This is a genomic window from Enterobacter cloacae complex sp.6700776 (genome assembly GCF_048284255.1).
GTDB lineage: Bacteria > Pseudomonadota > Gammaproteobacteria > Enterobacterales > Enterobacteriaceae > Enterobacter > Enterobacter intestinihominis.
Genome location: NZ_JBLVYK010000009.1, coordinates 13,765 through 37,619, shown reverse-complemented (window position 1 = coordinate 37,619; position 23,855 = coordinate 13,765). Strand labels below are relative to the sequence as shown.

Genomic DNA, 23,855 nt, shown 5'->3' with positions numbered 1-23,855 from the left:
AACTCTCCTTAATTAGTCGCGGTCATCTCACCCGGCAGCGCGGCGCTTGCCGTCTGGGCTGCCCCGCCCTGCGGCGCAGACTGAAGCGGATGCGCGTCAAAGTATTTACGCAGACCGTTATAAATCGCTTCAGCAATTTGCTGCTGATAGCTGTCGCTTCCCAGTAAACGCTCTTCACCGTGATTACTGATAAAACCCGTCTCTACCAGAATCGACGGAATATCCGGCGAACGCAGGACACCGAGGCTCGCATGTTCCGGACGACGCTTATGCAGCGATCCGACGCTTTGCAGCTGGTTGAGTACGTTAGTGGCGACATCATACCCGACGCGCTGAGAATGACCGAACTGTAAATCCAGTACCGCCTGGCTGAGATACGGATCGGCCTGGCTGTTTGCCAGCACATCGCCTGCCCCGCCTAACAGTTCAGACTGCTTCTCGTGCTCTTCAAGCCAGTTCGCCATTTCACTGTTGGCACGACGGTTCGACAGCACCCATACCGACGCGCCGGTGGCGTTACGGTTCGGCGCAGCATCCGCGTGAATCGACACCAGGAAGTTGGCGTTTTGCTTACGCGCCACATCCGAGCGTCCCATCACTGAAATAAAGTAATCTCCGTCGCGGGTCATGACCCCTTTAAACATCGGATCGTCATTCAGAAGCGCACGCAGCTTACGGGCAATGGCGATAGTGACGTTTTTCTCCCGCGTGCCGCCCGGGCCAATCGCGCCAGGATCTTGCCCGCCGTGTCCGGCGTCGATGGCGATAATCACTTTGTCGCCACTGACCGGCGTTCGCCGCGCGCTGACCGCCGGACGCGTCACCGTGTTGCTGCTGGTCACGGCGGTAAGTCGGTCATTTTGTGATTTAAACGGATTACGGGCTGGCTCAGACGGCCTTGGGGTATAAACCGGCGCTTCTACGCGTTTTGCTACCACAGGTGCAGGCGGTGGCGGCGGCGGAACATCAGCATTAATGGTAAAAACCACCGTATAACTGGCGCCGTTTTGCTGCTTAACCGCCTTCGTTTTGCCCTTTTCGGTGAGATCGACCACCAGACGCAGAGACTGCGCATCCTTCGGCGTCCCCGAACGGATGCTTTTCACCAGATTGTTGCCGCTGAACTGGAGCGGCAGCCCCTGGATCACCCCGGACTGTTTAATATCGAGCGCCACGCTGCGGCTGTCGATTTGTGAGAAAGCATATTCAGGATCGCCCATAAAGCTGAAGGTAATGCGGGCCTGGCTATCGCCATTCGACACCTGAATATCCGAGAGGCTGGCCGCACCGGCCTGCGCGCACAGCAGAACCGTGGCTGCCAAAATCCAACCTTTAACGCGATTAATCATCCCGTTATCCCTACGCTCAACCGGCTAAACGCGCCAGTAAGGAACAGCCTGATGAGGAAACCGCACTGATGCGCGCCTCACGCCCTTGTGCCTGATAATCCAAGTGAATTTCGACATCCGGGTCAGGCAGCACACCCGCACCTTGTTGCGGCCACTCCACCAGGCAAATGGCGTCGTTGGCAAAGTAATCGCGGATCCCCATAAATTCCAGCTCCTCAGGATCCGCAAGACGATATAAATCAAAGTGGTACACCATGATATTTTCAAGCGTGTACGGTTCTACTAGCGTATAAGTCGGGCTTTTTACGTTCCCGTTATGGCCTAACGCCTGCAAAAAACCACGGCTGAAGGTTGTTTTACCCGCGCCTAAATCACCATACAGATAAATGACGGTCGCCCCCTGACAGGCCTGCGCCACGCGCTTGCCGAGATCTAAAGTGGCTTGTTCATCAGGTAAAGGAATCGCTCGATTAGTCATTTTCTACGTCAATCACATCCGGGTTAACAACACGCCGCAGCGTGCAAAAAAGATCGGTGGCCAGCATACCGCGCGTTCCGTAACGAGCAGCCAGCCTGTCAGCCGCCGCACCGTGGGCCACGCAGCCAGCACAGGCTGCATCATAAAGGGGAAGTTTCTGTCCGAGCAATGCGCCAATGATGCCAGAGAGCACATCACCCATGCCGCCGCTCGCCATGCCTGCATTACCGGCATCAACGATGCCCATCGCATCATCGCTGGCGATAACGGTCCCCGCCCCTTTCAAAACGGCAACACCTCCGTAACGTTTTACCAGACGTTGGGCTGAAAGTAAGCGATCGCTTTCAATTTCTGCCACGCTACAGTTAAGCAGCCGTGCGGCTTCGCCGGGGTGTGGCGTCAGAATGCGATTGTGACGCTTATCCGGGTTTATTGCCAGAAGGTTAAGCGCGTCGGCATCCCAGAGCATCGGCTTACGAAAATTCTCGGCCTTTTGCAGGGCCTGTTTACCCCACTCCTGCTGACCCAAGCCCGGACCAATGACTACCACGTCCGCCCACTCAAGACCCTCTTCAATCGCCTGTGGGGCAAGCTCGTGGACCATCAGCTCCGGCCGCGCGGTAATAATCGGCGGAATGTTTTCGCTGCGGGTCAGCACGCGTACTAATCCGGCACCGCTGCGCAACGCGGCCTCTCCTGTCATGCGAATCGCACCTGCCGTGCCATGATCGCCACCGATAATCAGCAGCCGGCCATGATCACCCTTATGGGATGTGGGGCGGCGCGGAGGCAGCCACTGAGCAAGCAGGGAGGCATCAAAGCGGGTGATGTGGGTATCCTGTCCAGCCAGCCAGTTTTCCAGCCCCAGTGCGTTGTGATGTAACGTCCCCACGACATCCCGCGCTTTACCGGTAAGCAAACCCGGCTTCAGGGCGATAAAGGTCACGGTGTGCGCAGCCTCAATCGACACGCCCGGCGTCGCGCCGGTTTGCGCCATCAGGCCGGAGGGAATATCCAGCGCCACCACCGGGGCGGGGTGCGCATTAGCGTGGGTAATCAGCGCGGCGACGTCATCGCGAGGCGCGCGCATCAGCCCCGTCCCCAGCAGACCATCAACAATCACGTCGACATCCTCGGGCCAGATAATATCAGGCGCATGAATAATGCCCCCCGCATTCAGCCAGGCCTCTCTCGCCATGCCAGCCTCTTCCGGTAGCGGCTTGTCGCTCTCCAGCGCCAGCAGGGTAACGCGCAGCCCCGCCGCCACCGCAAGACGAGCCACCACATAGCCATCGCCACCGTTATTGCCGTGCCCGCACAGAATCAGGTAGTGCGAGGCATCCGGATAAGCCGTGCGCGCTACGTTAAACGCCGCCTCGCCCGCGCGCTGCATCAGTTCATAAAGGGTAACGCCCAGGCTATCTGCGGCCTCTTTTTCGGCCCGACGGAGGTCATCCGCATGCCAGATGGAATGTGGTATACTTGCGGGGTTTTTCTTCACAGTATGGTCCGTCATGTCACAGCCCCTCGATCTCAATGAATTAGCGCAAAAAATAAAACAGTGGGGTGCTGAACTGGGCTTCCAGAAGGTCGGTATTACCGATACCGACCTCTCTGCCAGCGAGCCTAAGCTACAGGCATGGCTGGATAAACAATACCACGGCGAGATGGAGTGGATGGCGCGTCACGGTATGATGCGTGCCCGCCCCCACGAGCTGTTGCCGGGTACGCTGCGCGTCATTAGCGTACGCATGAACTATCTGCCCGCTAACGCGGCCTTTGCGCGCACGCTAAAAAATCCTTCGCTGGGTTACGTCAGCCGATACGCGCTGGGACGTGATTACCATAAACTTCTGCGCAACCGTCTAAAAAAGCTCGGGGAAACCATTCAGCAGCACTGTGTTTCGCTGAATTTTAGACCCTTTGTCGATTCTGCGCCTATTCTTGAGCGCCCGATCGCCGAAAAAGCCGGGCTTGGCTGGACAGGTAAGCACTCACTTATCTTAAGCCGCGACGCGGGCTCATTCTTTTTCCTGGGTGAACTGTTGATTGATTTACCCCTGCCGGTAGACGGTCCGGTGGAAGAAGGGTGTGGCCGCTGCGTGGCCTGTATGACCATCTGCCCAACGGGCGCTATCGTTGAACCCTATACCGTTGATGCGCGCCGCTGTATCTCTTATCTCACCATCGAGCTGGAAGGTGCTATTCCAGAGGAATTTCGTCCGCTTATTGGCAACCGCATCTACGGCTGTGATGACTGCCAACTGATTTGTCCGTGGAACCGTTATTCACAGTTGACGGACGAAGAAGACTTCAGTCCCCGCAAGGCGTTACATGCCCCGCAGTTGATCGAACTGTTCGCCTGGAGCGAAGCCTGGTTCCTGAAGGTGACGGAAGGTTCCGCCATACGTCGTATCGGCCACCTGCGCTGGCTGCGTAATGTGGCTGTTGCGCTGGGTAATGCCCCATGGGATGAAGCCAATCTTCAGGCGCTTGAAAGCCGCAGAGGTGAGCACCCACTTCTTGATGAGCACATAGAATGGGCGATTGCGCAGCAAATTGAGAAGCGAAATGCCGGCGTGGTTGAAGTGCAGTTACCGAAGAAACAGCGCCTGGTCAGGGTGATTGAAAAAGGGCTGCCACGGGATGTGTGATATATTCACAGGCTGTGAATAAAAATAAGAATTCAGGCGCAATAAGGTTTAGCAAACAGGTCAAGTGATCTCAATAACATTTTGAAATCAAATTTTCTTCATAGATTACAGTTAATTACGAAGATATTATTCACCCTGCTAACATTTTGCACAACTGGGATTTATCACAGTTTCTGTGGATAACTCTGTTTACAAGAGTGTTTCAGATACAATAGAAAACGTCCCCAACGAAGCATTTCGCTGTGGATAATTTAGGAAAGAAGAAGAATTTGGAGCGGGAAACGAGACTCGAACTCGCGACCCCGACCTTGGCAAGGTCGTGCTCTACCAACTGAGCTATTCCCGCTTGGGTATTCTGGTGCTGTGCGTATCTTGCGATACTTTCAAATTTTGGAGCGGGAAACGAGACTCGAACTCGCGACCCCGACCTTGGCAAGGTCGTGCTCTACCAACTGAGCTATTCCCGCTTGGGTGTTCTGGTGCTGGCGTATCTTGCGATACTTTTCAAATTTTGGAGCGGGAAACGAGACTCGAACTCGCGACCCCGACCTTGGCAAGGTCGTGCTCTACCAACTGAGCTATTCCCGCAAATCTGTACTGCTTTTGTTGCTGTCGTAACGTGTAATTCTCTGTCGTTACGGGAGGCGCATTATACGAGAAATCCGTTTAGCTGCAACCCCCCTCAAAGCGATTTTTTTGAAATTCAGTTCAAGTGCTTATTTAATCGGCAAGCTGAACAATTTAGCGACAAAAACCCGGCCACGCAAGGCGCCGGATCGCAAAATTAAAGCTTAATAAAGTTTTCGCGATAGTACGCCAGCTCCGCAACAGACTCACGGATGTCGTCCATTGCCTGGTGCGTCCCCTGCTTTGTGAAGCCGTCGAGAATTTCCGGTTTCCAGCGGCGAGCCAGCTCTTTTAAGGTGCTCACATCCAGATAGCGGTAGTGGAAGTAGGACTCCAGCTCCGGCATGTACTTAAACAGGAAACGACGATCCTGCCCAATGCTGTTGCCACAGATAGGCGATTTTCCTGCCGGCACCCACTGCTTCAGAAACTCAAGCGTCGCCAGTTCCGCTTCGCGGTCGCCCAGAGTGCTGGCCTTCACGCGTTCCACCAGCCCGCTGCCAGTATGGGTACGCACGTTCCACTCATCCATCAGCGCAAGCTGGTCATCGGACTGGTGCACGGCAATCGTTGGGCCTTCCGCCAGAATATTGAGGTTGGCATCGGTGACCAGTGTGGCGATCTCAATAATGCGATCGCGCTCGGGATCCAGGCCGGTCATCTCCAGATCGATCCAAATCAGGTTGTTTTCGTCCGCGCTCATGTTATTTTCCACCCTTCTCGCTTAACCGGCAGTAGCAGGTTAACTAGTATTAATTAGAGTGTATCATAGAGGTTTTGCCCGCTATGGGCGACCAGGAGCCAGCGCGATTGAGTAAAAATAAACTCTCCAAAGGGCAGCAGCGCCGCGTGAATGCAAATCACCAGCGCCGTCTTAAAACCACTACGGAGAAGCCCGATTACGACGACAACCTGTTTGGCGAAGCGACGGAAGGCGTGGTGATTAGCCGCTTCGGTATGCATGCCGATGTCGAGTCTGCCGACGGGGACATCCACCGTTGCAATATCCGTCGCACCATCCGTTCCCTGGTGACCGGTGACCGCGTGGTCTGGCGTCCAGGCAAAGCGGCTGCGGAAGGGGTAACGGTTAAAGGTATCGTTGAAGCCGTGCATGAACGCACGTCGGTTCTGACCCGTCCTGATTTCTACGACGGCGTAAAGCCCATTGCCGCCAATATCAACCAGATCGTGATCGTTTCAGCGATTTTACCCGAACTTTCGCTCAACATTATTGACCGTTACCTGGTGGCCTGCGAAACGCTACAGGTTGAGCCGCTCATCGTGCTGAATAAAATCGATCTGCTGGATGACGAGGCCATGGCCTTTGTGAATGAGCAGATGGATATCTATCGCAATATTGGTTATCGCGTTTTGATGGTTTCCAGCCGCACCAAAGATGGCCTGAAGCCGTTAGAAGATGCGCTGACCGACCGCATCAGTATCTTTGCAGGGCAGTCTGGCGTGGGTAAATCGAGCCTGCTTAACAACCTGCTCGGCCTTCAGCAAGAAATCCTGACCAACGATGTGTCGGACGTCTCCGGGCTGGGCCAGCACACCACCACCGCCTCACGTCTCTATCACTTCCCGCACGGCGGCGATGTGATTGACTCCCCGGGTGTGCGTGAATTTGGTCTCTGGCATCTCGAGCCGGAACAAATCTTTAACGGATTTGTCGAATTCCATGACTATATAGGCGCTTGCAAATACCGCGACTGTAAACATGACAACGATCCGGGCTGCGCCATCCGCGAAGCGGTGGAGAACGGTGAAATAGCGGAAACCCGTTTCGAAAATTACCATCGTATTCTCGAAAGCATGGACCAGGTAAAAACGCGTAAAAACTTTTCTGATTCTGATAACTGACAACTAAGCTAAGCGTCGCTAAAATCGTCCCCTTTTTTCAGGTTCCGGCAGCGTACTGCCGGATCAGGAACGACAAAACAATGGCCTGGAGGCTACCTTGTTAAACTCATTTAAACTTTCGCTTCAATACATTCTGCCTAAACTGTGGCTCACTCGCCTGGCGGGCTGGGGCGCGAGCAAACGAGCGGGCTGGCTGACCAAACTGGTCATCGACCTGTTCGTGAAATACTACAAGGTCGACATGAAAGAAGCGCAGAAACCGGATACGGCAAGCTACCGCACCTTCAACGAATTTTTTGTGCGTCCGCTGCGCGACGAAGTGCGTCCGCTGAATACCGACCCGAACGTGCTGGTGATGCCTGCTGACGGCGTGATCAGCCAGCTGGGTAAAATTGAAGACGACAAAATTTTGCAGGCGAAAGGCCATAACTACAGCCTGGAAGCGCTGCTGGCCGGTAACTACATAATGGCGGATCTGTTCCGCAACGGGACTTTCGCGACCACCTATCTCTCCCCACGCGACTACCACCGCGTTCATATGCCGTGTAACGGCATCCTGCGCGAGATGATCTACGTGCCGGGGGATCTGTTCTCTGTAAACCACCTGACGGCGCAAAACGTCCCTAACCTGTTTGCCCGTAACGAGCGCGTCATCTGCCTGTTTGATACTGAATTTGGCCCAATGGCGCAGATTCTGGTAGGTGCTACCATTGTGGGCAGCATCGAAACCGTCTGGGCGGGCACCATTACGCCGCCACGCGAAGGCGTGATCAAGCGCTGGACCTGGCCTGCCGGGGAAGAAGAAGGTTCTGTGGCCCTGCTGAAAGGTCAGGAGATGGGCCGCTTCAAGCTGGGCTCAACGGTAATCAACCTGTTCGCACCGGGCAAAGTTAACCTTGTCGACGAGCTGGAAAGCCTGTCCGTGACCAAACTCGGCCAGCCTCTGGCAGTATCGACGGAGGTCTTTGCAACGCCAGACGTTGCGCCAGCCCCGTTGCCGGAAGAAGAGATCAAAGCCGAGCACGATGCCAGCCCGCTGGTTGACGACAAAAAAGACGAAGGTTAACAACAGAAGGATCGCTGACGTGCGCCCGATTATCGTATTACTGATGGCCTGGTGCCTCAGCATGGGGGCGTACGCAGCGACGGCCCCCGACGCCAAACAGATTACCCAGGAGCTGGAGCAGGCAAAAGCGGCGAAACCCGCTCAGCCGGAGGCCGTTGAGTCGCTCCAGTCTGCACTGAACGCACTTGAGGAACGAAAGGGTTCTCTTGAGCGCGCCCAGCAATATCAGCAGGTTATCGACAACTTCCCCAAACTCTCTCAAACCCTGCGCTCGCAGTTAAACAGCCTGCGTGATGAACCACGCCAGGTACCCGCAGGGATGACGTCCGAGGCGCTGAATCAGGAGATCCTGCAAGTCAGCAGCCAGCTGCTGGAAAAAAGCCGTCTGGCACAGCAGGAGCAGGAACGGGCGCGTGAAATTGCCGACTCTCTCAGTCAGCTTCCACAGCAGCAAACCGATGCCCGCCGTCAGTTAAATGAGGTGGAACGCCGCATTGGGACGCAGACCGGCAACACCCCGCAGAATCAGGCCCAAAATCTTGGGCTACAGGCGGAATCCGCCAGACTAAAAGCGCTGGTTGATGAACTGGAGTTGGCACAGCTTTCTGCTAATAACCGCCAGGAGCTGTCACGGATGCGTTCGGAACTGGCGCAGAAGCAGAGCGAACAGCTGGATGCGTATCTCCAGGCGCTGAGAAATCAACTCAACAGCCAGCGTCAGCGTGAAGCTGAACGTGCGCTGGAAAGCACCGAGTTGTTGGCCGAAAACAGCGCTAACCTGCCCGACAGCATCGTCGCCCAGTTTAAGGTTAACCGAGAGCTTTCTGCCGCGCTGAATCAGCAGGCGCAGCGCATGGATTTGGTGGCCTCGCAGCAGCGTCAGGCCACTAATCAAACCCTCCAGGTTCGTCAGGCTCTCAACACGCTGCGTGAACAGTCCCAGTGGCTTGGCTCGTCTAACCTGTTGGGCGAAGCGTTACGCGCACAGGTGGCTCGTCTGCCAGAGATGCCAAAACCGCAGCAGCTTGATACGGAGATGGCGCAGCTGCGCGTTCAGCGTCTTCATTATGAAGACCTTCTTAATAAGCAGCCGCAAATCCGCCAGATCCGTCAGGCTGACGGACAGCCGCTCACCGGCGAGCAAAGCCGTATTCTGGAAGCGCAGCTGCGCACCCAACGCGAACTGCTCAATTCCCTGTTGCAGGGGGGCGATACGCTGATCCTCGAGCTCACCAAGCTGAAAGTCTCAAACAGCCAGCTGGAGGACGCGCTGAAAGAGGTCAACGAAGCCACGCACCGTTACCTGTTCTGGACATCCGACGTGCGGCCGATGACCTTCGCCTGGCCGATTGAGATCGTGCAGGATCTGCGCCGCCTCATTTCGCTGGACACCTTCAGCCAGCTGGGTCTCGCCAGCGTGATGATGCTCACCAGTAAGGAGACCATCTTCCCGCTGCTGGGGGCACTGATTCTGGTGGGTTTCAGTATTTATTCCCGTCGCCACTTCACCCGTTTCCTTGAGCGCTCCAGCGCCCGGGTGGGGAAAGTGACACAGGATCACTTCTGGCTGACGCTGCGTACAGTGTTCTGGTCAATTCTGGTCGCGTCTCCGCTGCCGGTGCTGTGGATGACGCTCGGATACGGCCTGCGTGAAGCCTGGCCCTATCCGCTTGCCGTCGCAATTGGCGATGGCGTGACCGCCACCGTTCCGCTGCTGTGGGTGGTGATGATTTGCGCCACGTTTGCGCGGCCAAATGGTCTGTTCATCGCTCACTTTGGCTGGCCGCGTAATCGCGTGGCGCGGGCGATGCGCTATTACCTGATGAGCATCGGGCTGATTGTGCCGCTAATTATGGCGCTGATCATGTTCGATAATCTCAATGACCGGGAGTTCTCCGGCTCGCTGGGACGGCTGTGCTTTATGCTGATCTGCGGGGCATTAGCGGTAGTGACGCTCAGCCTGAAGCGCGCCGGGATCCCGCTCTATCTCGACAAGTCCGGCAGTGGCGATAACATGTTTAACCGTCTGCTGTGGAACCTGCTGCTTAGCGCACCGCTGGCGGCGATGCTGGCGGCGGCTGTCGGTTATCTCGCCACATCGCAAGCGCTGCTCGCACGACTGGAAACGTCAGTAGCTATCTGGTTCCTGCTGCTGGTGGTCTACCATGTTATTCGCCGCGGCATGCTGATCCAGCGTCGTCGTCTGGCGTTTGACCGTGCCAAACATCGTCGCGCAGAAATACTGGCCCAGCGCGCGCGGGGTGAGGAAGAGCCGAACCACGTCAACAGCACCGAAGGGACTTCAGACGCCGATGACGTCGAACTGGATCTCGATGCGATCAGTACCCAGTCCCTGCGGCTGGTACGCTCAATTCTGATGCTGGTTGCCCTGCTGTCGGTGATCTTCCTGTGGTCGGAAATCCACTCTGCGTTTGGCTTCCTGGAGAACATCTCTTTGTGGGATGTGACGTCGACGGTGCAGGGGGTCGAAAGCCTGGAGCCCATCACCTTAGGGGCCGTGCTGATTGCGATTCTGGTACTAATTATCACCACACAGCTGATCCGTAACTTCCCTGCCCTGCTGGAGCTGGCGCTGTTGCAGCATCTGGATTTAACCCCCGGCACAGGCTATGCGATCACCACCATTACCAAGTATTTAATCATGCTGTTTGGTGGGCTGGTTGGCTTCTCGATGATTGGTATCGAATGGTCAAAACTGCAATGGCTGGTTGCCGCCCTGACCGTAGGCCTGGGCTTTGGTTTACAGGAGATCTTTGCCAACTTCGTCTCGGGTCTGATCATTCTGTTTGAAAAGCCGATTCGAATTGGCGATACGGTGACCATCCGCGATCTGACCGGCAGCGTCACCAGGATCAACACCCGCGCCACCACCATCAGCGACTGGGACCGTAAAGAGATCATCGTCCCGAACAAAGCGTTTATCACCGAGCAGTTTATCAACTGGTCGCTGTCTGACTCCGTCACGCGTGTGGTGCTGACCGTACCCGCTCCGTCGGATGCCAACAGCGAAGAGGTGACGCAGATCCTGTATACGGCTGCTGAACGCTGTTCGCTGGTCATCGACAACCCGCCGCCGGAAGTCTTCCTGGTTGATTTGCAGCAGGGGATCCAGATTTTCGAGCTGCGTATCTACGCCGCCGAGATGGGACACCGTATGCCGCTGCGCCATGAGATCCACCAGCTGATCCTGGCTGGCTTCCGCGAGCACGGAATTGATATGCCGTTCCCACCTTTCCAGATGCGTCTGGAAACGCTGGACGGACGTAAGACGGGAAGAACGTTGACGTCTGCGGCGCGTTCGCGCCCGGCGGGAAGTTTATAATCCATTTCCCCCTCCCTTCCGGGAGGGGTTTTTCATCCGCTATGCCACTTCTGCCACGCAGGTCATCATGCGGCGGCGGTAGTTCTCATAAATCCCCATTGCCAGCAGCGAGAAGAAGATCGGTCCGCCAACCATCCACAGCGTGCTGCTCCAGTCATTTGCCTCAACCACGGGCTGAATGACGGTAAAGATGTTGGCGAACGCGACGACCAGCACCACAACAGTGGTCGCCAGCAGCGTCGCCACGCGGGTTTTGAAGATCACAAACGGTCGCTCCAGATCCCGCTTCGCCTTAAAGAACGGGAACGCCAGCGCCAGGAATAGGTACGGAAGCGTCATCGATACGTTTGCCATCAGGGTCAGCTTGTTATAGAACGCCGACGCGGTATCGCCGCCAAAGGACACCAGCAGAATGAACACGCACACCAGCAGGCACTGCATCCACATCGCGTTGGCAGGCATACCGGCAGCATTCAGCTGCGTCATACGTGCGGGCCACAGCGCCTTTGGCGTCCCCTGAATAATCGCTTTCAGCGGCGAGTAGATCAGCGTGAAGAACGCGCCAGTATAGGCGAGGAACATCGACAAACCGGTAATCCGCGCAAACCAGATCCCCAGGGTGGCCGACGTTTCCGGCGCGAGATCCATGGCGTTGCCCAGCGTCACCCCCAGGCTTTTCATCAACACGTAGGTAATGTTGCCGAGGTTGGTGGTGTTATTGCTCAGTACCTGCTGCCAGTTGGTGCTGACGCCCCAGAGGAAAATCGCCAGCGAGTAGCCAATGGAAATGACGATGGCGGCAAAGATAATGCCTTTGGCGAAGTTCTTTTCCGGGTTTTCGGTTTTATCGACCAGCCCGCCCACGGCTTCAATTCCACCGTAAGCAAAGATGGCAAACACCACGAAGGAGAGCATGGCCAGCCCGGACTGGTAACCCGGATTAGGCGATGAAACGAAGTTGACTTCCTGTGCGAAATGCCCGCCGTTCAGGCACAGAATAGCGATACTGACCAGCAGCAGCACCAGGTTCAGGCACATCACGGAAATTCCGCCAACGGCAGTGATACGGGCAATTTTGTTGATGCCTTTCGAGGCCACCCGCGTGACAACCACCATCCAGCACACCGCCAGAATACCGACCACCTGTGTGGAACTCAGCCCCGCCAGAGACCAGACCTGCGTTTTATCCGCACCGAAGAGAAACGTTGAGAACGGCACCCAGACCTTGGCCGCCGTGCTGACCATCCAGACGACATAGGATGAAAACCACATGAACGTACCGATAAACGCATAACGCGGACCGACGCTGTTGTTCATCCACGAATAGATGCCGCCTTCTTCTTTCCTGTACGCCGACCCCATCTCCGCCATCATTAGCGCAAACGGAATAAAGAAGAACAGCGCGGAAACGATATAAAACGGCGTCGCGCTGTAGCCCATCAGATAAAACGCGGACGGGCTATTGGCAAAGCCAAAAACTGACGTAAAAATCATCAGGATGAGCCCGGTAAGGGTCATTTTTTTGAGTGAGTGAGACATATAACCATCCGAAACGGAATTAAACTGCGCGGATGGTAGCAGATGACCAGACAAATATTGTGGCTATCCGAGTCAAATTAAGAAAAAGACCCGTGCATAGAGAAGATAGTAGTTTTTAATGTGGCAGAGTTAAATGACCAAGTAGGCCGGGTAAGCGACAGCGCCACCCGGCAATCCTTTATGCGCGATCGACCGTAAAGGCAATCACATCGCCCAGTTGTTCTGCGCCTAGCGCCAGCATGACCAGGCGATCCACACCCAGCGCCACGCCGGAGCAGTCCGGCAGACCGGCTTTAAGCGCTTCCAGCAGGTTGGTGTCAATCGGCTGCTGCGGCAGACCGCGCGCGTTGCGCTTGCGGTTATCCTGCTCGAAACGCTGTTGCTGTTCGCGCGCGTCGGTCAGCTCATGGAAACCGTTCGCCAGCTCGATGCCTTTAAAGTACACCTCAAAGCGCTCCGCCACGCGGTGATCTTCGGTGCTGATCTGCGCCAGTGAAGCCTGGCTGGCCGGGAAGTGATAGACAAACGTCGGACGATCTTTGCCAATCTGCGGTTCAACACCAAAGGTGAACAGCAGTTGCAGCAGCGTGTCGCGATCCTCTTCGTTATCCGCCACGTTGCTCAAATCCAGTTTTGCCGCCACTTCACGCAGCTGTGTTTTATCAGCCGACAGCGGATCAATTTCCAGATGACGCTGGAAGGCCTGCTGATAGGAGAGCGTTTCAGCTTCCGCGCAATCCAGCACCTGTTGGAGCAGATCGTCGACTTCGTTCATCAGACGATACATGTCGTAGTGCGGGCGGTACCACTCCAGCATAGTGAATTCCGGATTATGGTGTCTGCCCATCTCTTCATTACGGAAGCTACGGCACAGCTGATAGACCGGACCACACCCGGCCGCCAGCAGACGCTTCATATGGTATTCCGGGCTGGTCATCAGATACAGATTCATGCCCTGAGAGTGGCCTGGGCCAACAAAACGGGTTTCAAACGGGACCAGATGAATATCCGTGACCGTCGCCTGACTCATGCACGGCGTTTCCACCTCCAGGACACCGCGATCCGCAAAGAAGCGGCGGATCTCCGCCATAATTGCTGCGCGCTTTAGCAGGTTTGGAATGGATGCGCTCGGCTGCCAGGTGGCCGTTTCGCTCATGAGTTATTTCTCCGTTTTCAGACAAGGGCACGAAGTCTACTCGCAAGCCGGGGCAGAGACAAATTTTGCACAGTAAAAGCCCCTTTTCATTGCACAGAGAAATACTGTGACGTCATTCATTAATCACGATGATAAATCACCGCACAGAACAGCAAAAAAATCGAACACGTCAAATTTCCCTCACTTCTACGCGGTTATACTGTTTTACCCATAAAGGAGCAGTGGAATCGCTTCCGCAATCGTCCGTTTGGGCAGGTGAACGTCCTTTAGCTCATCACGTTGCGGGAAAACCAAAATCTGGAGGAATGTCGTGCAAACTTTTCAAGCCGATCTTGCCGTAATAGGCGCTGGCGGGGCTGGATTACGCGCTGCAATTGCTGCGGCACAAGCCAATCCGAACGCCAAAATCGCATTGATTTCAAAAGTCTATCCGATGCGCAGCCACACGGTAGCCGCAGAAGGAGGATCCGCCGCCGTCGCGCAGGATCATGACAGCTTCGAATACCATTTCCACGACACGGTTGCAGGGGGCGACTGGCTTTGCGAACAGGATGTCGTTGATTACTTCGTACACCATTGCCCAACGGAAATGACCCAGCTGGAACAGTGGGGATGTCCTTGGAGCCGCCGTCCGGACGGGAGCGTCAACGTCCGCCGCTTCGGTGGCATGAAGATCGAACGCACCTGGTTTGCCGCCGATAAGACCGGCTTCCACATGCTGCACACCCTGTTCCAGACCTCCCTCCAGTTCCCACAAATCCAGCGCTTTGACGAACATTTCGTTCTCGACATTCTGGTCGACGACGGTCATGCGCACGGACTGGTAGCAATGAACATGATGGAAGGCACGCTCGTCCAGATCCGCGCTAAGGCGGTGGTGATGGCAACGGGCGGTGCGGGCCGCGTATACCGCTACAACACCAACGGCGGCATCGTCACCGGTGACGGTATGGGCATGGCGCTCAGCCACGGCGTCCCGCTGCGTGATATGGAGTTCGTCCAGTATCACCCAACCGGCCTGCCGGGCTCCGGTATTCTGATGACGGAAGGCTGCCGCGGCGAAGGCGGTATTCTGGTCAACAAAAACGGCTATCGCTATTTGCAGGATTACGGCATGGGTCCGGAAACCCCGCTTGGCGAGCCGAAAAACAAATACATGGAACTCGGCCCACGCGACAAAGTCTCTCAGGCTTTCTGGCACGAATGGCGCAAAGGCAACACCATCTCAACGCCGCGCGGCGACGTGGTACATCTCGACCTGCGTCATCTCGGCGAGAAGAAACTGCTGGAGCGTCTGCCGTTTATCTGCGAGCTGGCGAAAGCCTATGTGGGCGTCGACCCGGTGAAAGAGCCGATCCCGGTGCGTCCAACCGCGCACTACACCATGGGCGGTATCGAAACCGACCAGCAGTGCGAAACCCGCATCAAAGGGCTGTTTGCGGTGGGTGAGTGTTCCTCCGTCGGTCTGCACGGCGCAAACCGTCTGGGCTCGAACTCGCTGGCTGAGCTGGTGGTCTTTGGTCGCATGGCGGGCGAACGCGCGATGGAGCGTGCCGCAACGGCAGGTGAAGCTAACAGCGCGGCGCTGGATGCGCAGGTTGCAGACATCGAAAAACGCCTGAAAGGCCTGGTGAACCAGGAAGGTAACGAAAACTGGTCGAAGATCCGCGACGAAATGGGGCTGTCGATGGAAGAAGGCTGCGGGATCTACCGTACGCCAGAGCTGATGCAGAAAACCGTCGACAAGCTGGCGGAACTCCAGGAACGCTTCAAGCGCGTGCGCATCACCGACACCTCCAGCGTCTTCAATACCGACCTGCTCTATACCATTGAACTGGGCCACGGCCTGAACGTCGCAGAGTGTATGGCCCATTCCGCCCTGGCGCGTAAAGAGTCCCGCGGCGCACACCAGCGCCTGGATGAGGGCTGCACCGAACGTGACGACGTCAATTTCCTTAAACATACTCTCGCCTGGCGCGATGCGGATGGTACCACCCGTCTGGACTACAGCGACGTGAAAATCACTACGCTGCCACCGGCGAAACGCGTGTACGGTGCAGAAGCAGAAGCCGCCGATAAGAAGGAGAAGGCGAATGGCTGAGATGCAAAAACTGAAAGTTGAAGTGGTGCGCTACAACCCGGAAGTGGACGCCGCGCCGCACAGCGCTTTCTATGAAGTCCCTTACGACGAGCAAACCTCCCTGCTGGATGCGCTCGGCTATATCAAAGATAACCTGGCCCCGGACCTGAGCTACCGCTGGTCCTGCCGCATGGCAATCTGCGGCTCCTGCGGCATGATGGTCAACAAAGTGCCGAAGCTGGCGTGTAAAACTTTCCTGCGTGATTACACCAAAGGCATCAAGGTTGAAGCGCTGGGCAACTTCCCGATTGAGCGCGATCTGGTGGTCGACATGACCCACTTTATCGAAAGCCTCGAAGCGATTAAGCCGTACATCATCGGCAACCCGCGCACGCCGGATCAGGGGCCAAACACCCAAACGCCCGCGCAGATGGCGAAATACCATCAGTTTTCCGGCTGCATCAACTGCGGCCTGTGCTACGCCGCCTGTCCACAGTTTGGCCTGAACCCTGAGTTTATCGGCCCGGCCGCCATTACTCTGGCGCACCGCTATAACGAGGACAGCCGCGACCACGGCAAAAAAGAACGTATGGCACAGCTTAACGGCCAGAACGGGGTCTGGACCTGCACGTTTGTCGGTTACTGCTCCGAAGTCTGTCCGAAGCATGTCGACCCGGCCGCCGCTATTCAGCAGGGAAAAGTGGAAAGTTCGAAAGACTTTCTTATCGCTACCCTGAAACCACGCTAAGGAGTGCATGATGACGACTAAACGCAAAGCCTACGTGCGACCAATGCCGTCCACCTGGTGGAAAAAACTGCCGTTTTATCGCTTCTATATGCTGCGTGAAGGCACGGCTGTTCCCGCGGTCTGGTTCAGCCTCGAACTGATGTACGGGGTGTATGCCCTCAAGCACGGCCCGGAAGCCTGGGCCAGTTTTGTGGGTTTCCTGCAAAACCCAATCATCGTGGTTCTGAATCTGATTGTGCTCGCAGCCGCGCTACTGCATACCAAAACCTGGTTTGAACTGGCGCCAAAAGCAGCGAACATCATTGTAAAAGGCGAAAAAATGGGGCCAGAGCCGGTTATTAAAGGGCTCTGGGCAGTGACGGCAGTTGTCTCTGTGGTCATTCTGTTTGTCGCACTGTTCTGGTAAGGAGACTACTGTGATCAATCCAAATCCAAAACGTTCAGATGAGCCGGTCTTCTGGGGGCTGTTTGGCGCAGGCGGCATGTGGAGCGCCATTATTGCCCCGGTCATTATCCTGCTGGTCGGTATTATGCTGCCGCTGGGGCTGTTTCCGGGCGATGCGCTGAGCTATGAGCGCGTACTGGCCTTTGCGAGCAGCTTTATTGGCCGGGTGTTCATCTTCCTGATGATCGTCCTGCCGCTGTGGTGTGGTCTGCACCGTATCCACCATGCGATGCACGATCTGAAAATCCATGTGCCAAGCGGTAAATGGGTCTTCTACGGTCTGGCAACCATTCTGACGGTCGTCACGTTGATTGCCGTGGTCACCATCTGACTGAACAGGCCCGCCATCCGGCGGGCTTTTTACTTTTTCATCTTCTCCACCAGCCACCGGGAAAATTCGCGCATGGCAGGCGTTTCTGCCCGGGACTGCAATCGGGTCAGCCAGTAACTGCCGAGTTCAATCTGCGTTGCAAAGGGCTGCACAATGCGCTCGCTGGCTAACAGATGGGTAAACATATCGACAGGCGCAATGGCAATACCTACCCCTGCCTGAGCGGCCTCCAGCATGGTCACGGACGAATCAAATACCATCACACGGTGCGTTGGCGAAGGGGGATGTTCGCCGGCCGCCTGCATCCACGCGGTCCACTCGTCGCGTCGGTAGGAGCGCAGCAGCGTAAACCTGAGGATGTCGGCCGGACTGTGCAGACTGGCGGCGATATCGGGCGTACACAGCGGCGCGAGCGGCGCATGACAAAGAAATTCAGCCTCGGTGCCATGCCACGCCCCGCCACCGTAGCGGATCGTATAGTCAAGCCCTTCGGCAGCCGGATCAACGCGGTTGTTATGGGTGGAAAGCTGAAGATCGATGTGCGGATAGCCACGGCGAAAATCGTCCAGCTGTGAGAATAAAACCCCGATGGCAAACGTACCCACCACGCCGATTTTCAGCTTCTCCTGCGCACGATGGTTAGCGAAGCGATCCAGCATTCCGGCTATACGATCGAACGAATCATTCAGTACCGGCAGTAAGTTTTCTCCCTCGGTAGTCAACATCAGCCCGCGCGACACGCGAACGAACAGCTGACAGTTCAGGTGCTGCTCCAGCGTTTTCACATGCTGGCTAATGGCTGAATGGGTCACGTTCAGCTCAATGGCCGCATGCGTAAAGCTGAGATGTCTCGCGGCGGCTTCAAAGGCTCGAAGCGAATTGAGGGGGAGATAGCTTCGCGTCATGGTCTCTTCCGTTAGAAAAATTAACAGCTAATGCTAAATTTAACCGTTTGTCAGGCACAGTCAAATCCAACAGACTACGCCTGTCTGACGGGCCCGGACATCCCCTTGACTCGCTATTACGGAAGATTACTGATGATGAAAAAATCTCTTTGCTGCGCCCTGCTGCTCGGCATCTCTTGCTCTGCTCTCGCCGCGCCAGTGTCAGAAAAACAGCTGGCGGAGGTGGTCGCGAATACGGTTACCCCGCTGATGAAAGCCCAGTCGATTACAGGCATGGCGGTGGCCGTTATTTATCAGGGTAAACCGCACTATTACACGTTTGGCAAAGCCGATATCGCGGCCAGCAAACCCGTTACGCCTCAGACTCTGTTCGAGCTGGGTTCTATAAGTAAAACCTTCACCGGGGTTTTAGGAGGGGATGCCATTGCTCGCGGTGAAATTTCGCTGGACGATCCGGTGACCAGATACTGGCCACAGCTAACGGGCAAGCAGTGGCAGGGGATTCGTATGCTGGATCTCGCAACCTACACCGCTGGCGGCCTGCCGCTACAGGTACCGGATGAGGTCACGGATAATGCCGCCCTGCTGCGCTTTTATCAAAACTGGCAGCCGCAGTGGAAGCCTGGCACAACGCGTCTTTACGCCAACGCCAGTATCGGTCTTTTTGGCGCGCTGGCGGTCAAACCTTCCGGCATGGGCTATGAGCAGGCCATGACGACGCGGGTCCTTAAGCCGCTCAAGCTGGACCATACCTGGATTAACGTTCCGAAAGCGGAAGAGGCGCATTACGCCTGGGGCTATCGTGACGGTAAAGCGGTGCGCGTTTCGCCGGGAATGCTGGATGCACAAGCCTATGGCGTGAAAACCAACGTGCAGGATATGGCGAACTGGGTCATGGCAAACATGGCGCCGGAGAACGTTGCTGATGCCTCACTTAAGCAGGGCATCTCGCTGGCGCAGTCGCGCTACTGGCGTATCGGGTCAATGTATCAGGGTCTGGGCTGGGAGATGCTCAACTGGCCCGTGGAGGCCAACACGGTGATCGAGGGCAGCGACAGTAAGGTGGCGCTGGCACCGCTGCCCGTGGCAGAAGTGAATCCACCGGCTCCCCCGGTCAAAGCGTCCTGGGTCCATAAAACGGGCTCTACTGGCGGGTTTGGCAGCTACGTGGCCTTTATTCCTGAAAAGCAGATCGGTATTGTGATGCTCGCGAATAAAAGCTATCCGAACCCGGCACGCGTTGAGGCGGCATACCATATCCTCGACGCGCTACAGTAAAACATTGCGGGTGGCGCTGCGCTTACCCGGTCTACACAACGCATGAACTTTGTAGGCCGGGTAAGGCGAAGCCGCCACCCGGCAAAACACCCTGCACAATCTCCCGCATTTTCCCTGCTGTCATCTACACTTAACAAAAAACAGTAAGGAAACTCCTATGCGCATTCTGCCTGTTATTGCCGCAGTAACAGCCGCGTTTTTAGTGGTTGCTTGCAGTTCTCCTACTCCTCCGCCTGGCGTCACGGTAGTCAGTAATTTCGACGCACAGCGCTTCCTCGGCACCTGGTATGAAATCGCCCGACTGGACCATCAGTTCGAACGGGGCTTAGAAAAAGTCACGGTCAGCTACAGCGCGATGGATGACGGCGGGATCCGGGTCATTAACCGCGGCTATAACCCGGATCGCCAGATGTGGCAGCAGTCAGTTGGTCAGGCCTATTTCACCGGCGCATCTAACCGCGCGGCCATGAAAGCCTCTTTCATCGGCCCATACTACGGCGGGTATAACGTCATTGCGCTGGACAGAGAGTACCGCCACGCGCTGGTCTGTGGGCCGGATCGCAACTATCTGTGGCTCCTCTCCCGCACGCCAACGATCTCGGCGGAAATGAAACAGCAGATGCTGGACATAGCGACCCGGCAAGGGTTTGATGTGACGAAGTTAATCTGGGTAAAACAGCCGCATTAGTGCGTACTGAGTTTTAACCCGATGATACCCGCGACAATCAACGCGAGGCTGGCGATGCGCGCCAGACTCGCAGACTCCCCCAGCAGCAGAATGCCGGTAATGGCAGCCCCTACCGCGCCAATTCCCGTCCAGACAGCGTAAGCTGTGCCGACGGGTAAGGTTCGCATCGCCCATGACAGCATGACGATACTGACAATCATTGCGGCGATAGTGATGACGCTGGGCGTCAGGCGGGTAAAACCGTGGGTGTACTTCAGACCAATTGCCCATACCACTTCGAGCAAACCAGCAATAACAAGAACGATCCAGGACATTTCAGGCTCCTTAACTTAAAGACAAGTTGGGGCCGTCCCCGATGAGTGAAGCGCTTACGGGTCGTCCCGCAAGGCAGAAGTTGCGCCTTATATTTTGGTTAGCGTGGAATTTTTTTTCAAACTTTTTCTGCTGAACACCTTAAAGCAAGAAATAGCCTCAGTAAGGCACGTAGTTCAGGCATTTATGACTCATCCGACTTCTCTATGATGATAGGCTTTCTGATGGCAGGAAGCCAAACCACTAGCCGACTGCGAAAATTTTATGTTCAAAATTCTTTTGATTGACCGTTGTCACTTCACCCGCGCGGGATTTGAAGCATGGGTCAATCATTCAGACCTGTTTTCGGGTCATTTCGTCGTAACCGGGGTAAATAATCTTTTCCTCGCCAGAGAGCATATCCTGCAATGGAAACCTGCGCTGGTCATCGCTGATTTATCTGGCTTCCGGCAGGATTTACACCATTTTCAGCAGCTTTCCTCCCTGCTAATTGCCAGCGAAACACTGCCTTTTATTATGCTGCAATCAGGGCAGGAGCAGGAGATGACTGATTATCTGGCGCAGTTCCCGATATGGTCTTCGCTCTCCAAAAATACCGATCTGGAAGCACTGGCGGCGGTGATAAACGACGCGCTAACGTCATGCGCGAGCGCGGAGCTACCGAAAATGGCGGCACCGTTGCTGACGCGTCAGGAAGAAAGAGTTCTGACCTTGTGGATGGATGGTGCGAGCAACCAGAAAATTGCCAGCAATCTTCGCATTAACGGAAAAACGGTATACACGTACAAACGCAATATCCGCATGAAGCTGCATATGGATACGCGCTACTCGCCGTTTTTATCGCTACAGGAAGTGGAGAATTGACGGTACGGTGTAATAACTTGCCGTACCGTCGCTTACATTAGTTCTGAGCTTTAGTTGCTGCGCCAGAAATCGCGCTACCACCGTCGGAGATATCTTCCCCTACGCCACGGGTGGTGTTACATGCAGTCAGTACCGAAGAAAGCACCAGAACAGAAAAGATCGCTGCAATTGTTTTCTTAACCATAATATCTTCCTTTTATAGCCAAAGTTATTTTGTGTATAGCAACTTAAGAATAGACAAAATCTTGCCGTTTGACGGAAAAGGAAGAATTTTTAGGAAAATTAGACGGAATTAGCTGGCCGCATGGGAAATGATATGGCCGAGATCCTGGATATCTTCACCCACGCCACGCGCGGTGTTGCAGCCGGAGAGAATTGCGCTGGAGAGCGCTAACAGAAGCAGAATTTTAACGGTACGTTTCATCTTCCCTGCCTGCAAAATCAGGCGCAGCGGGCGCTGCGCCTTTAATCATGACGTAAATTACTTCACGCGGGATACGTATTCGCCGGAGCGGGTATCCACTTTGATCACTTCACCGATCTGTACGAACAGTGGCACTTTCACCACAGCGCCGGTAGACAGGGTGGCAGGCTTGCCGCCAGTACCTGCGGTATCACCTTTCAGACCTGGATCGGTTTCAACGATTTCCAGCTCAACGAAGTTCGGCGGCGTAACCGCGATAGGCTGACCGTTCCACAGAGTCACGATGCACTCGGCCTGATCCAGCAGCCACTTGGCGTTGTCGCCAATCGCTTTCGCGTCCGCAGACAGCTGCTCGAAGGTTTCGTTGTTCATGAAGTGCCAGAACTCACCGTCGTTGTACAGGTAAGTCAGGTTCATATCGACAACATCAGCGCCTTCAGCGGAGTCAGTAGATTTGAAGGTTTTCTCAACACGGGTACCGGTCAGCAGGCGGCGCAGCTTAACGCGCGCAAATGCCTGGCCTTTACCTGGTTTAACGAATTCGCTGGCTTCAACCGCGTACGGTTCGCCGTCCATCATGATTTTAAGACCAGCACGAAAATCGTTGCTATAGTACGTTGCCATAAGGCCCTCTAAATTTGTTAACTGGTAGCTAAGCCACAAAATGGCGCATATTGTAACCCTAAACACCCCGTCCAGAGAAGATTGGTTATCGCAACTTGCCGATGTAATCACCAGTCCTGATGAATTGCTGCGTCTTTTAGACCTCGAACAGCACGAAGCGTTGCGTGCAGGCCGTGAGGCGAAGCGCCTTTTCGCCCTGCGCGTTCCCCGCGCGTTTGTTGCCCGAATGGAAAAGGGTAACCCTGATGATCCATTATTAAAACAAACGCTGACCTCTCAGGATGAGTTTATTACCGCCCCCGGATACAGCACCGATCCGCTGGAAGAGCAGAACAGTGTTGTACCGGGTTTACTGCATAAATACCGCAATCGTGCCCTGCTGCTGGTTAAGGGCGGGTGCGCGGTAAATTGCCGCTATTGCTTCCGTCGCCACTTCCCGTACGCCGAAAATCAGGGTAATAAGCGCAACTGGCAGGTGGCGCTGGACTACATCGCAGCGCATCCGGAACTGGATGAAATCATCTTTTCCGGCGGCGACCCGCTGATGGCAAAAGATCATGAGCTGGACTGGCTGCTGACTCAACTTGAGACCATCCCGCACATTAAGCGTCTGCGCATTCACAGCCGTTTACCGATCGTCATCCCGGCGCGTATCACCGACGCCCTGGTCACGCGCCTGGAGCAGTCCCGTTTACAGGTGCTGCTGGTAAACCATATCAACCATGCGAATGAAATTGACGCGGACTTTCGTGCGGCGATGACGCGTATGCGAATGGCAGGCGTGACGCTGCTCAACCAGAGCGTATTACTGCGCGGCGTGAACGACAGCGCCCACGTGTTGGCCGCTCTCAGCAATGCCTTATTTGATGCGGGCGTAATGCCCTATTACCTGCATGTTCTGGATCGCGTCCAGGGCGCGGCGCACTTCATGGTGACGGATGAAGAGGCCCGGAAGATTATGCGCGAGCTGTTAACGCTGGTTTCAGGTTATATGGTGCCGAAGCTGGCACGTGAGATTGGCGGAGAGCCGAGTAAGACGCCGCTGGATTTGCAGCTGCGGCAGCAGTAAAAAAAGCAGGTG

General features: G+C 55.6%; 23 protein-coding genes and 3 tRNA genes. 12 read left to right on the top strand and 14 right to left on the bottom strand.

Annotated features, from left to right (window positions below):
* Positions 1 to 8: 8 nt before the first annotated feature.
* The 3 genes from amiB to nnr are packed head-to-tail and all read right to left on the bottom strand — an operon-like array spanning position 9 to position 3,343.
* Entirely contained in the window at positions 9 to 1,349 is a 1,341-nt protein-coding gene (gene amiB, locus ACNQ0T_RS14590; RefSeq protein WP_022646817.1) for an N-acetylmuramoyl-L-alanine amidase AmiB, read from the bottom strand.
* Positions 1,350 to 1,365: 16 nt separating this feature from the next.
* Complete coding sequence (tsaE, locus tag ACNQ0T_RS14585; RefSeq protein ID WP_003855970.1) at positions 1,366 to 1,827, bottom strand: tRNA (adenosine(37)-N6)-threonylcarbamoyltransferase complex ATPase subunit type 1 TsaE; 462 nt, start codon at positions 1,825 to 1,827, stop codon at positions 1,366 to 1,368.
* On the bottom strand, positions 1,820 to 3,343 hold the full coding sequence (gene nnr / locus ACNQ0T_RS14580; protein ID WP_038415132.1) for a bifunctional ADP-dependent NAD(P)H-hydrate dehydratase/NAD(P)H-hydrate epimerase: 1,524 nt from the start codon (positions 3,341 to 3,343) through the stop codon (positions 1,820 to 1,822). Before nnr ends, tsaE begins: the two co-directional genes overlap by 8 nt.
* Here nnr and queG point away from each other — a divergent pair.
* Positions 3,342 to 4,481, top strand: coding sequence for a tRNA epoxyqueuosine(34) reductase QueG (gene queG / locus ACNQ0T_RS14575; protein ID WP_015572463.1), 1,140 nt, complete (start codon positions 3,342 to 3,344; stop codon positions 4,479 to 4,481). The two genes, nnr and queG, sit on opposite strands and share 2 nt — an antisense overlap.
* Positions 4,482 to 4,751: 270 nt before the next feature.
* Here the strand turns inward: queG and ACNQ0T_RS14570 are convergent.
* From ACNQ0T_RS14570 to orn, 4 genes are all read right to left on the bottom strand, one after another.
* Positions 4,752 to 4,827 (bottom strand) — tRNA-Gly (locus ACNQ0T_RS14570).
* A 45-nt stretch (positions 4,828 to 4,872) separates the two neighbouring features.
* A tRNA-Gly gene (locus tag ACNQ0T_RS14565) sits at positions 4,873 to 4,948 on the bottom strand.
* 45 nt (positions 4,949 to 4,993) lie between these two features.
* Positions 4,994 to 5,069 (bottom strand) — tRNA-Gly (locus ACNQ0T_RS14560).
* 196 nt (positions 5,070 to 5,265) lie between these two features.
* Positions 5,266 to 5,811 (bottom strand): oligoribonuclease, encoded by a 546-nt coding sequence (gene orn / locus ACNQ0T_RS14555; RefSeq protein ID WP_003855965.1) that lies wholly within the window; start codon positions 5,809 to 5,811, stop codon positions 5,266 to 5,268.
* A 107-nt stretch (positions 5,812 to 5,918) separates the two neighbouring features.
* On the opposite strand from orn, the gene rsgA reads away from it, so the two are divergent.
* The 3 genes from rsgA to mscM all read left to right on the top strand — a co-directional run bounded on the left by rsgA (position 5,919) and on the right by mscM (position 11,380).
* The gene (gene rsgA / locus ACNQ0T_RS14550) at positions 5,919 to 6,971 is read left to right on the top strand and encodes a small ribosomal subunit biogenesis GTPase RsgA (RefSeq protein WP_072202591.1); all 1,053 of its coding nucleotides are present in this window, start codon (positions 5,919 to 5,921) and stop codon (positions 6,969 to 6,971) included.
* Between the two features lie 97 nt (positions 6,972 to 7,068).
* The gene (gene asd / locus ACNQ0T_RS14545; RefSeq protein ID WP_022646813.1) at positions 7,069 to 8,037 is read left to right on the top strand and encodes an archaetidylserine decarboxylase; all 969 of its coding nucleotides are present in this window, start codon (positions 7,069 to 7,071) and stop codon (positions 8,035 to 8,037) included.
* A 19-nt stretch (positions 8,038 to 8,056) separates the two neighbouring features.
* On the top strand, positions 8,057 to 11,380 hold the full coding sequence (gene mscM, locus ACNQ0T_RS14540; RefSeq protein WP_022646812.1) for a miniconductance mechanosensitive channel MscM: 3,324 nt from the start codon (positions 8,057 to 8,059) through the stop codon (positions 11,378 to 11,380).
* A gap of 39 nt (positions 11,381 to 11,419) precedes the next feature.
* Here the strand turns inward: mscM and yjeM are convergent, their stop codons facing one another.
* Both yjeM and epmA read right to left on the bottom strand, forming a co-directional pair.
* Positions 11,420 to 12,919: a glutamate/gamma-aminobutyrate family transporter YjeM gene (gene yjeM, locus ACNQ0T_RS14535; protein ID WP_032625184.1), complete on the bottom strand. Its 1,500-nt coding sequence runs from the start codon at positions 12,917 to 12,919 to the stop codon at positions 11,420 to 11,422.
* Positions 12,920 to 13,097: 178 nt separating this feature from the next.
* Complete coding sequence (gene epmA, locus ACNQ0T_RS14530) at positions 13,098 to 14,075, bottom strand: elongation factor P--(R)-beta-lysine ligase (RefSeq protein WP_003855960.1); 978 nt, start codon at positions 14,073 to 14,075, stop codon at positions 13,098 to 13,100.
* A gap of 310 nt (positions 14,076 to 14,385) precedes the next feature.
* Here epmA and frdA point away from each other — a divergent pair, with 310 nt between their 5' ends.
* The 4 genes from frdA to frdD are packed head-to-tail and all read left to right on the top strand — an operon-like array spanning position 14,386 to position 17,679.
* Entirely contained in the window at positions 14,386 to 16,176 is a 1,791-nt protein-coding gene (frdA, locus tag ACNQ0T_RS14525) for a fumarate reductase (quinol) flavoprotein subunit (RefSeq protein WP_023305293.1), read from the top strand.
* Positions 16,169 to 16,903, top strand: a complete 735-nt coding sequence (locus ACNQ0T_RS14520) for a succinate dehydrogenase/fumarate reductase iron-sulfur subunit (protein WP_022646809.1) — start codon at positions 16,169 to 16,171, stop codon at positions 16,901 to 16,903. The genes frdA and ACNQ0T_RS14520 overlap by 8 nt, the downstream gene beginning before the upstream one ends.
* A 10-nt stretch (positions 16,904 to 16,913) precedes the next feature.
* Complete coding sequence (gene frdC, locus ACNQ0T_RS14515) at positions 16,914 to 17,309, top strand: fumarate reductase subunit FrdC (protein ID WP_003855953.1); 396 nt, start codon at positions 16,914 to 16,916, stop codon at positions 17,307 to 17,309.
* 10 nt (positions 17,310 to 17,319) lie between these two features.
* A complete protein-coding gene (gene frdD, locus ACNQ0T_RS14510) occupies positions 17,320 to 17,679 on the top strand; it encodes a fumarate reductase subunit FrdD (RefSeq protein ID WP_000609653.1) in 360 nt (119 codons plus the stop codon).
* Between the two features lie 29 nt (positions 17,680 to 17,708).
* Here the strand turns inward: frdD and ampR are convergent, their stop codons facing one another.
* Positions 17,709 to 18,584, bottom strand: a complete 876-nt coding sequence (gene ampR / locus ACNQ0T_RS14505; protein ID WP_038415122.1) for a LysR family transcriptional regulator AmpR — start codon at positions 18,582 to 18,584, stop codon at positions 17,709 to 17,711.
* A gap of 132 nt (positions 18,585 to 18,716) precedes the next feature.
* On the opposite strand from ampR, the gene blaACT reads away from it, so the two are divergent.
* Both blaACT and ACNQ0T_RS14495 read left to right on the top strand, forming a co-directional pair.
* Positions 18,717 to 19,862, top strand: a complete 1,146-nt coding sequence (gene blaACT, locus ACNQ0T_RS14500; protein WP_417930184.1) for an ACT family cephalosporin-hydrolyzing class C beta-lactamase — start codon at positions 18,717 to 18,719, stop codon at positions 19,860 to 19,862.
* Positions 19,863 to 20,019: 157 nt separating this feature from the next.
* A complete protein-coding gene (locus tag ACNQ0T_RS14495) occupies positions 20,020 to 20,550 on the top strand; it encodes a lipocalin family protein (protein WP_032625173.1) in 531 nt (176 codons plus the stop codon).
* On the opposite strand, the gene sugE is transcribed toward ACNQ0T_RS14495, so the two are convergent.
* Positions 20,547 to 20,864 carry a quaternary ammonium compound efflux SMR transporter SugE gene (gene sugE / locus ACNQ0T_RS14490; RefSeq protein ID WP_015572453.1) on the bottom strand — a complete coding sequence of 106 codons (318 nt, stop codon included), beginning with the start codon at positions 20,862 to 20,864 and terminating at the stop codon, positions 20,547 to 20,549. The genes ACNQ0T_RS14495 and sugE overlap by 4 nt on opposite strands.
* A gap of 262 nt (positions 20,865 to 21,126) precedes the next feature.
* Here sugE and ACNQ0T_RS14485 point away from each other — a divergent pair, with 262 nt between their 5' ends.
* The gene (locus ACNQ0T_RS14485) at positions 21,127 to 21,726 is read left to right on the top strand and encodes a helix-turn-helix transcriptional regulator (RefSeq protein ID WP_023299123.1); all 600 of its coding nucleotides are present in this window, start codon (positions 21,127 to 21,129) and stop codon (positions 21,724 to 21,726) included.
* A 37-nt stretch (positions 21,727 to 21,763) separates the two neighbouring features.
* Here the strand turns inward: ACNQ0T_RS14485 and ecnB are convergent, their stop codons facing one another.
* The 3 genes from ecnB to efp form a co-directional block, all read right to left on the bottom strand.
* On the bottom strand, positions 21,764 to 21,910 hold the full coding sequence (gene ecnB / locus ACNQ0T_RS14480) for a lipoprotein toxin entericidin B (RefSeq protein WP_006178941.1): 147 nt from the start codon (positions 21,908 to 21,910) through the stop codon (positions 21,764 to 21,766).
* A gap of 108 nt (positions 21,911 to 22,018) precedes the next feature.
* Entirely contained in the window at positions 22,019 to 22,150 is a 132-nt protein-coding gene (locus tag ACNQ0T_RS14475; RefSeq protein ID WP_006810410.1) for an entericidin A/B family lipoprotein, read from the bottom strand.
* A gap of 57 nt (positions 22,151 to 22,207) precedes the next feature.
* Positions 22,208 to 22,774 carry an elongation factor P gene (efp, locus tag ACNQ0T_RS14470; RefSeq protein WP_003855940.1) on the bottom strand — a complete coding sequence of 189 codons (567 nt, stop codon included), beginning with the start codon at positions 22,772 to 22,774 and terminating at the stop codon, positions 22,208 to 22,210.
* 40 nt (positions 22,775 to 22,814) lie between these two features.
* On the opposite strand from efp, the gene epmB reads away from it, so the two are divergent.
* Positions 22,815 to 23,843 (top strand): EF-P beta-lysylation protein EpmB, encoded by a 1,029-nt coding sequence (epmB, locus tag ACNQ0T_RS14465; protein WP_157508530.1) that lies wholly within the window; start codon positions 22,815 to 22,817, stop codon positions 23,841 to 23,843.
* The last annotated feature ends 12 nt before the right edge of the window (positions 23,844 to 23,855 follow it).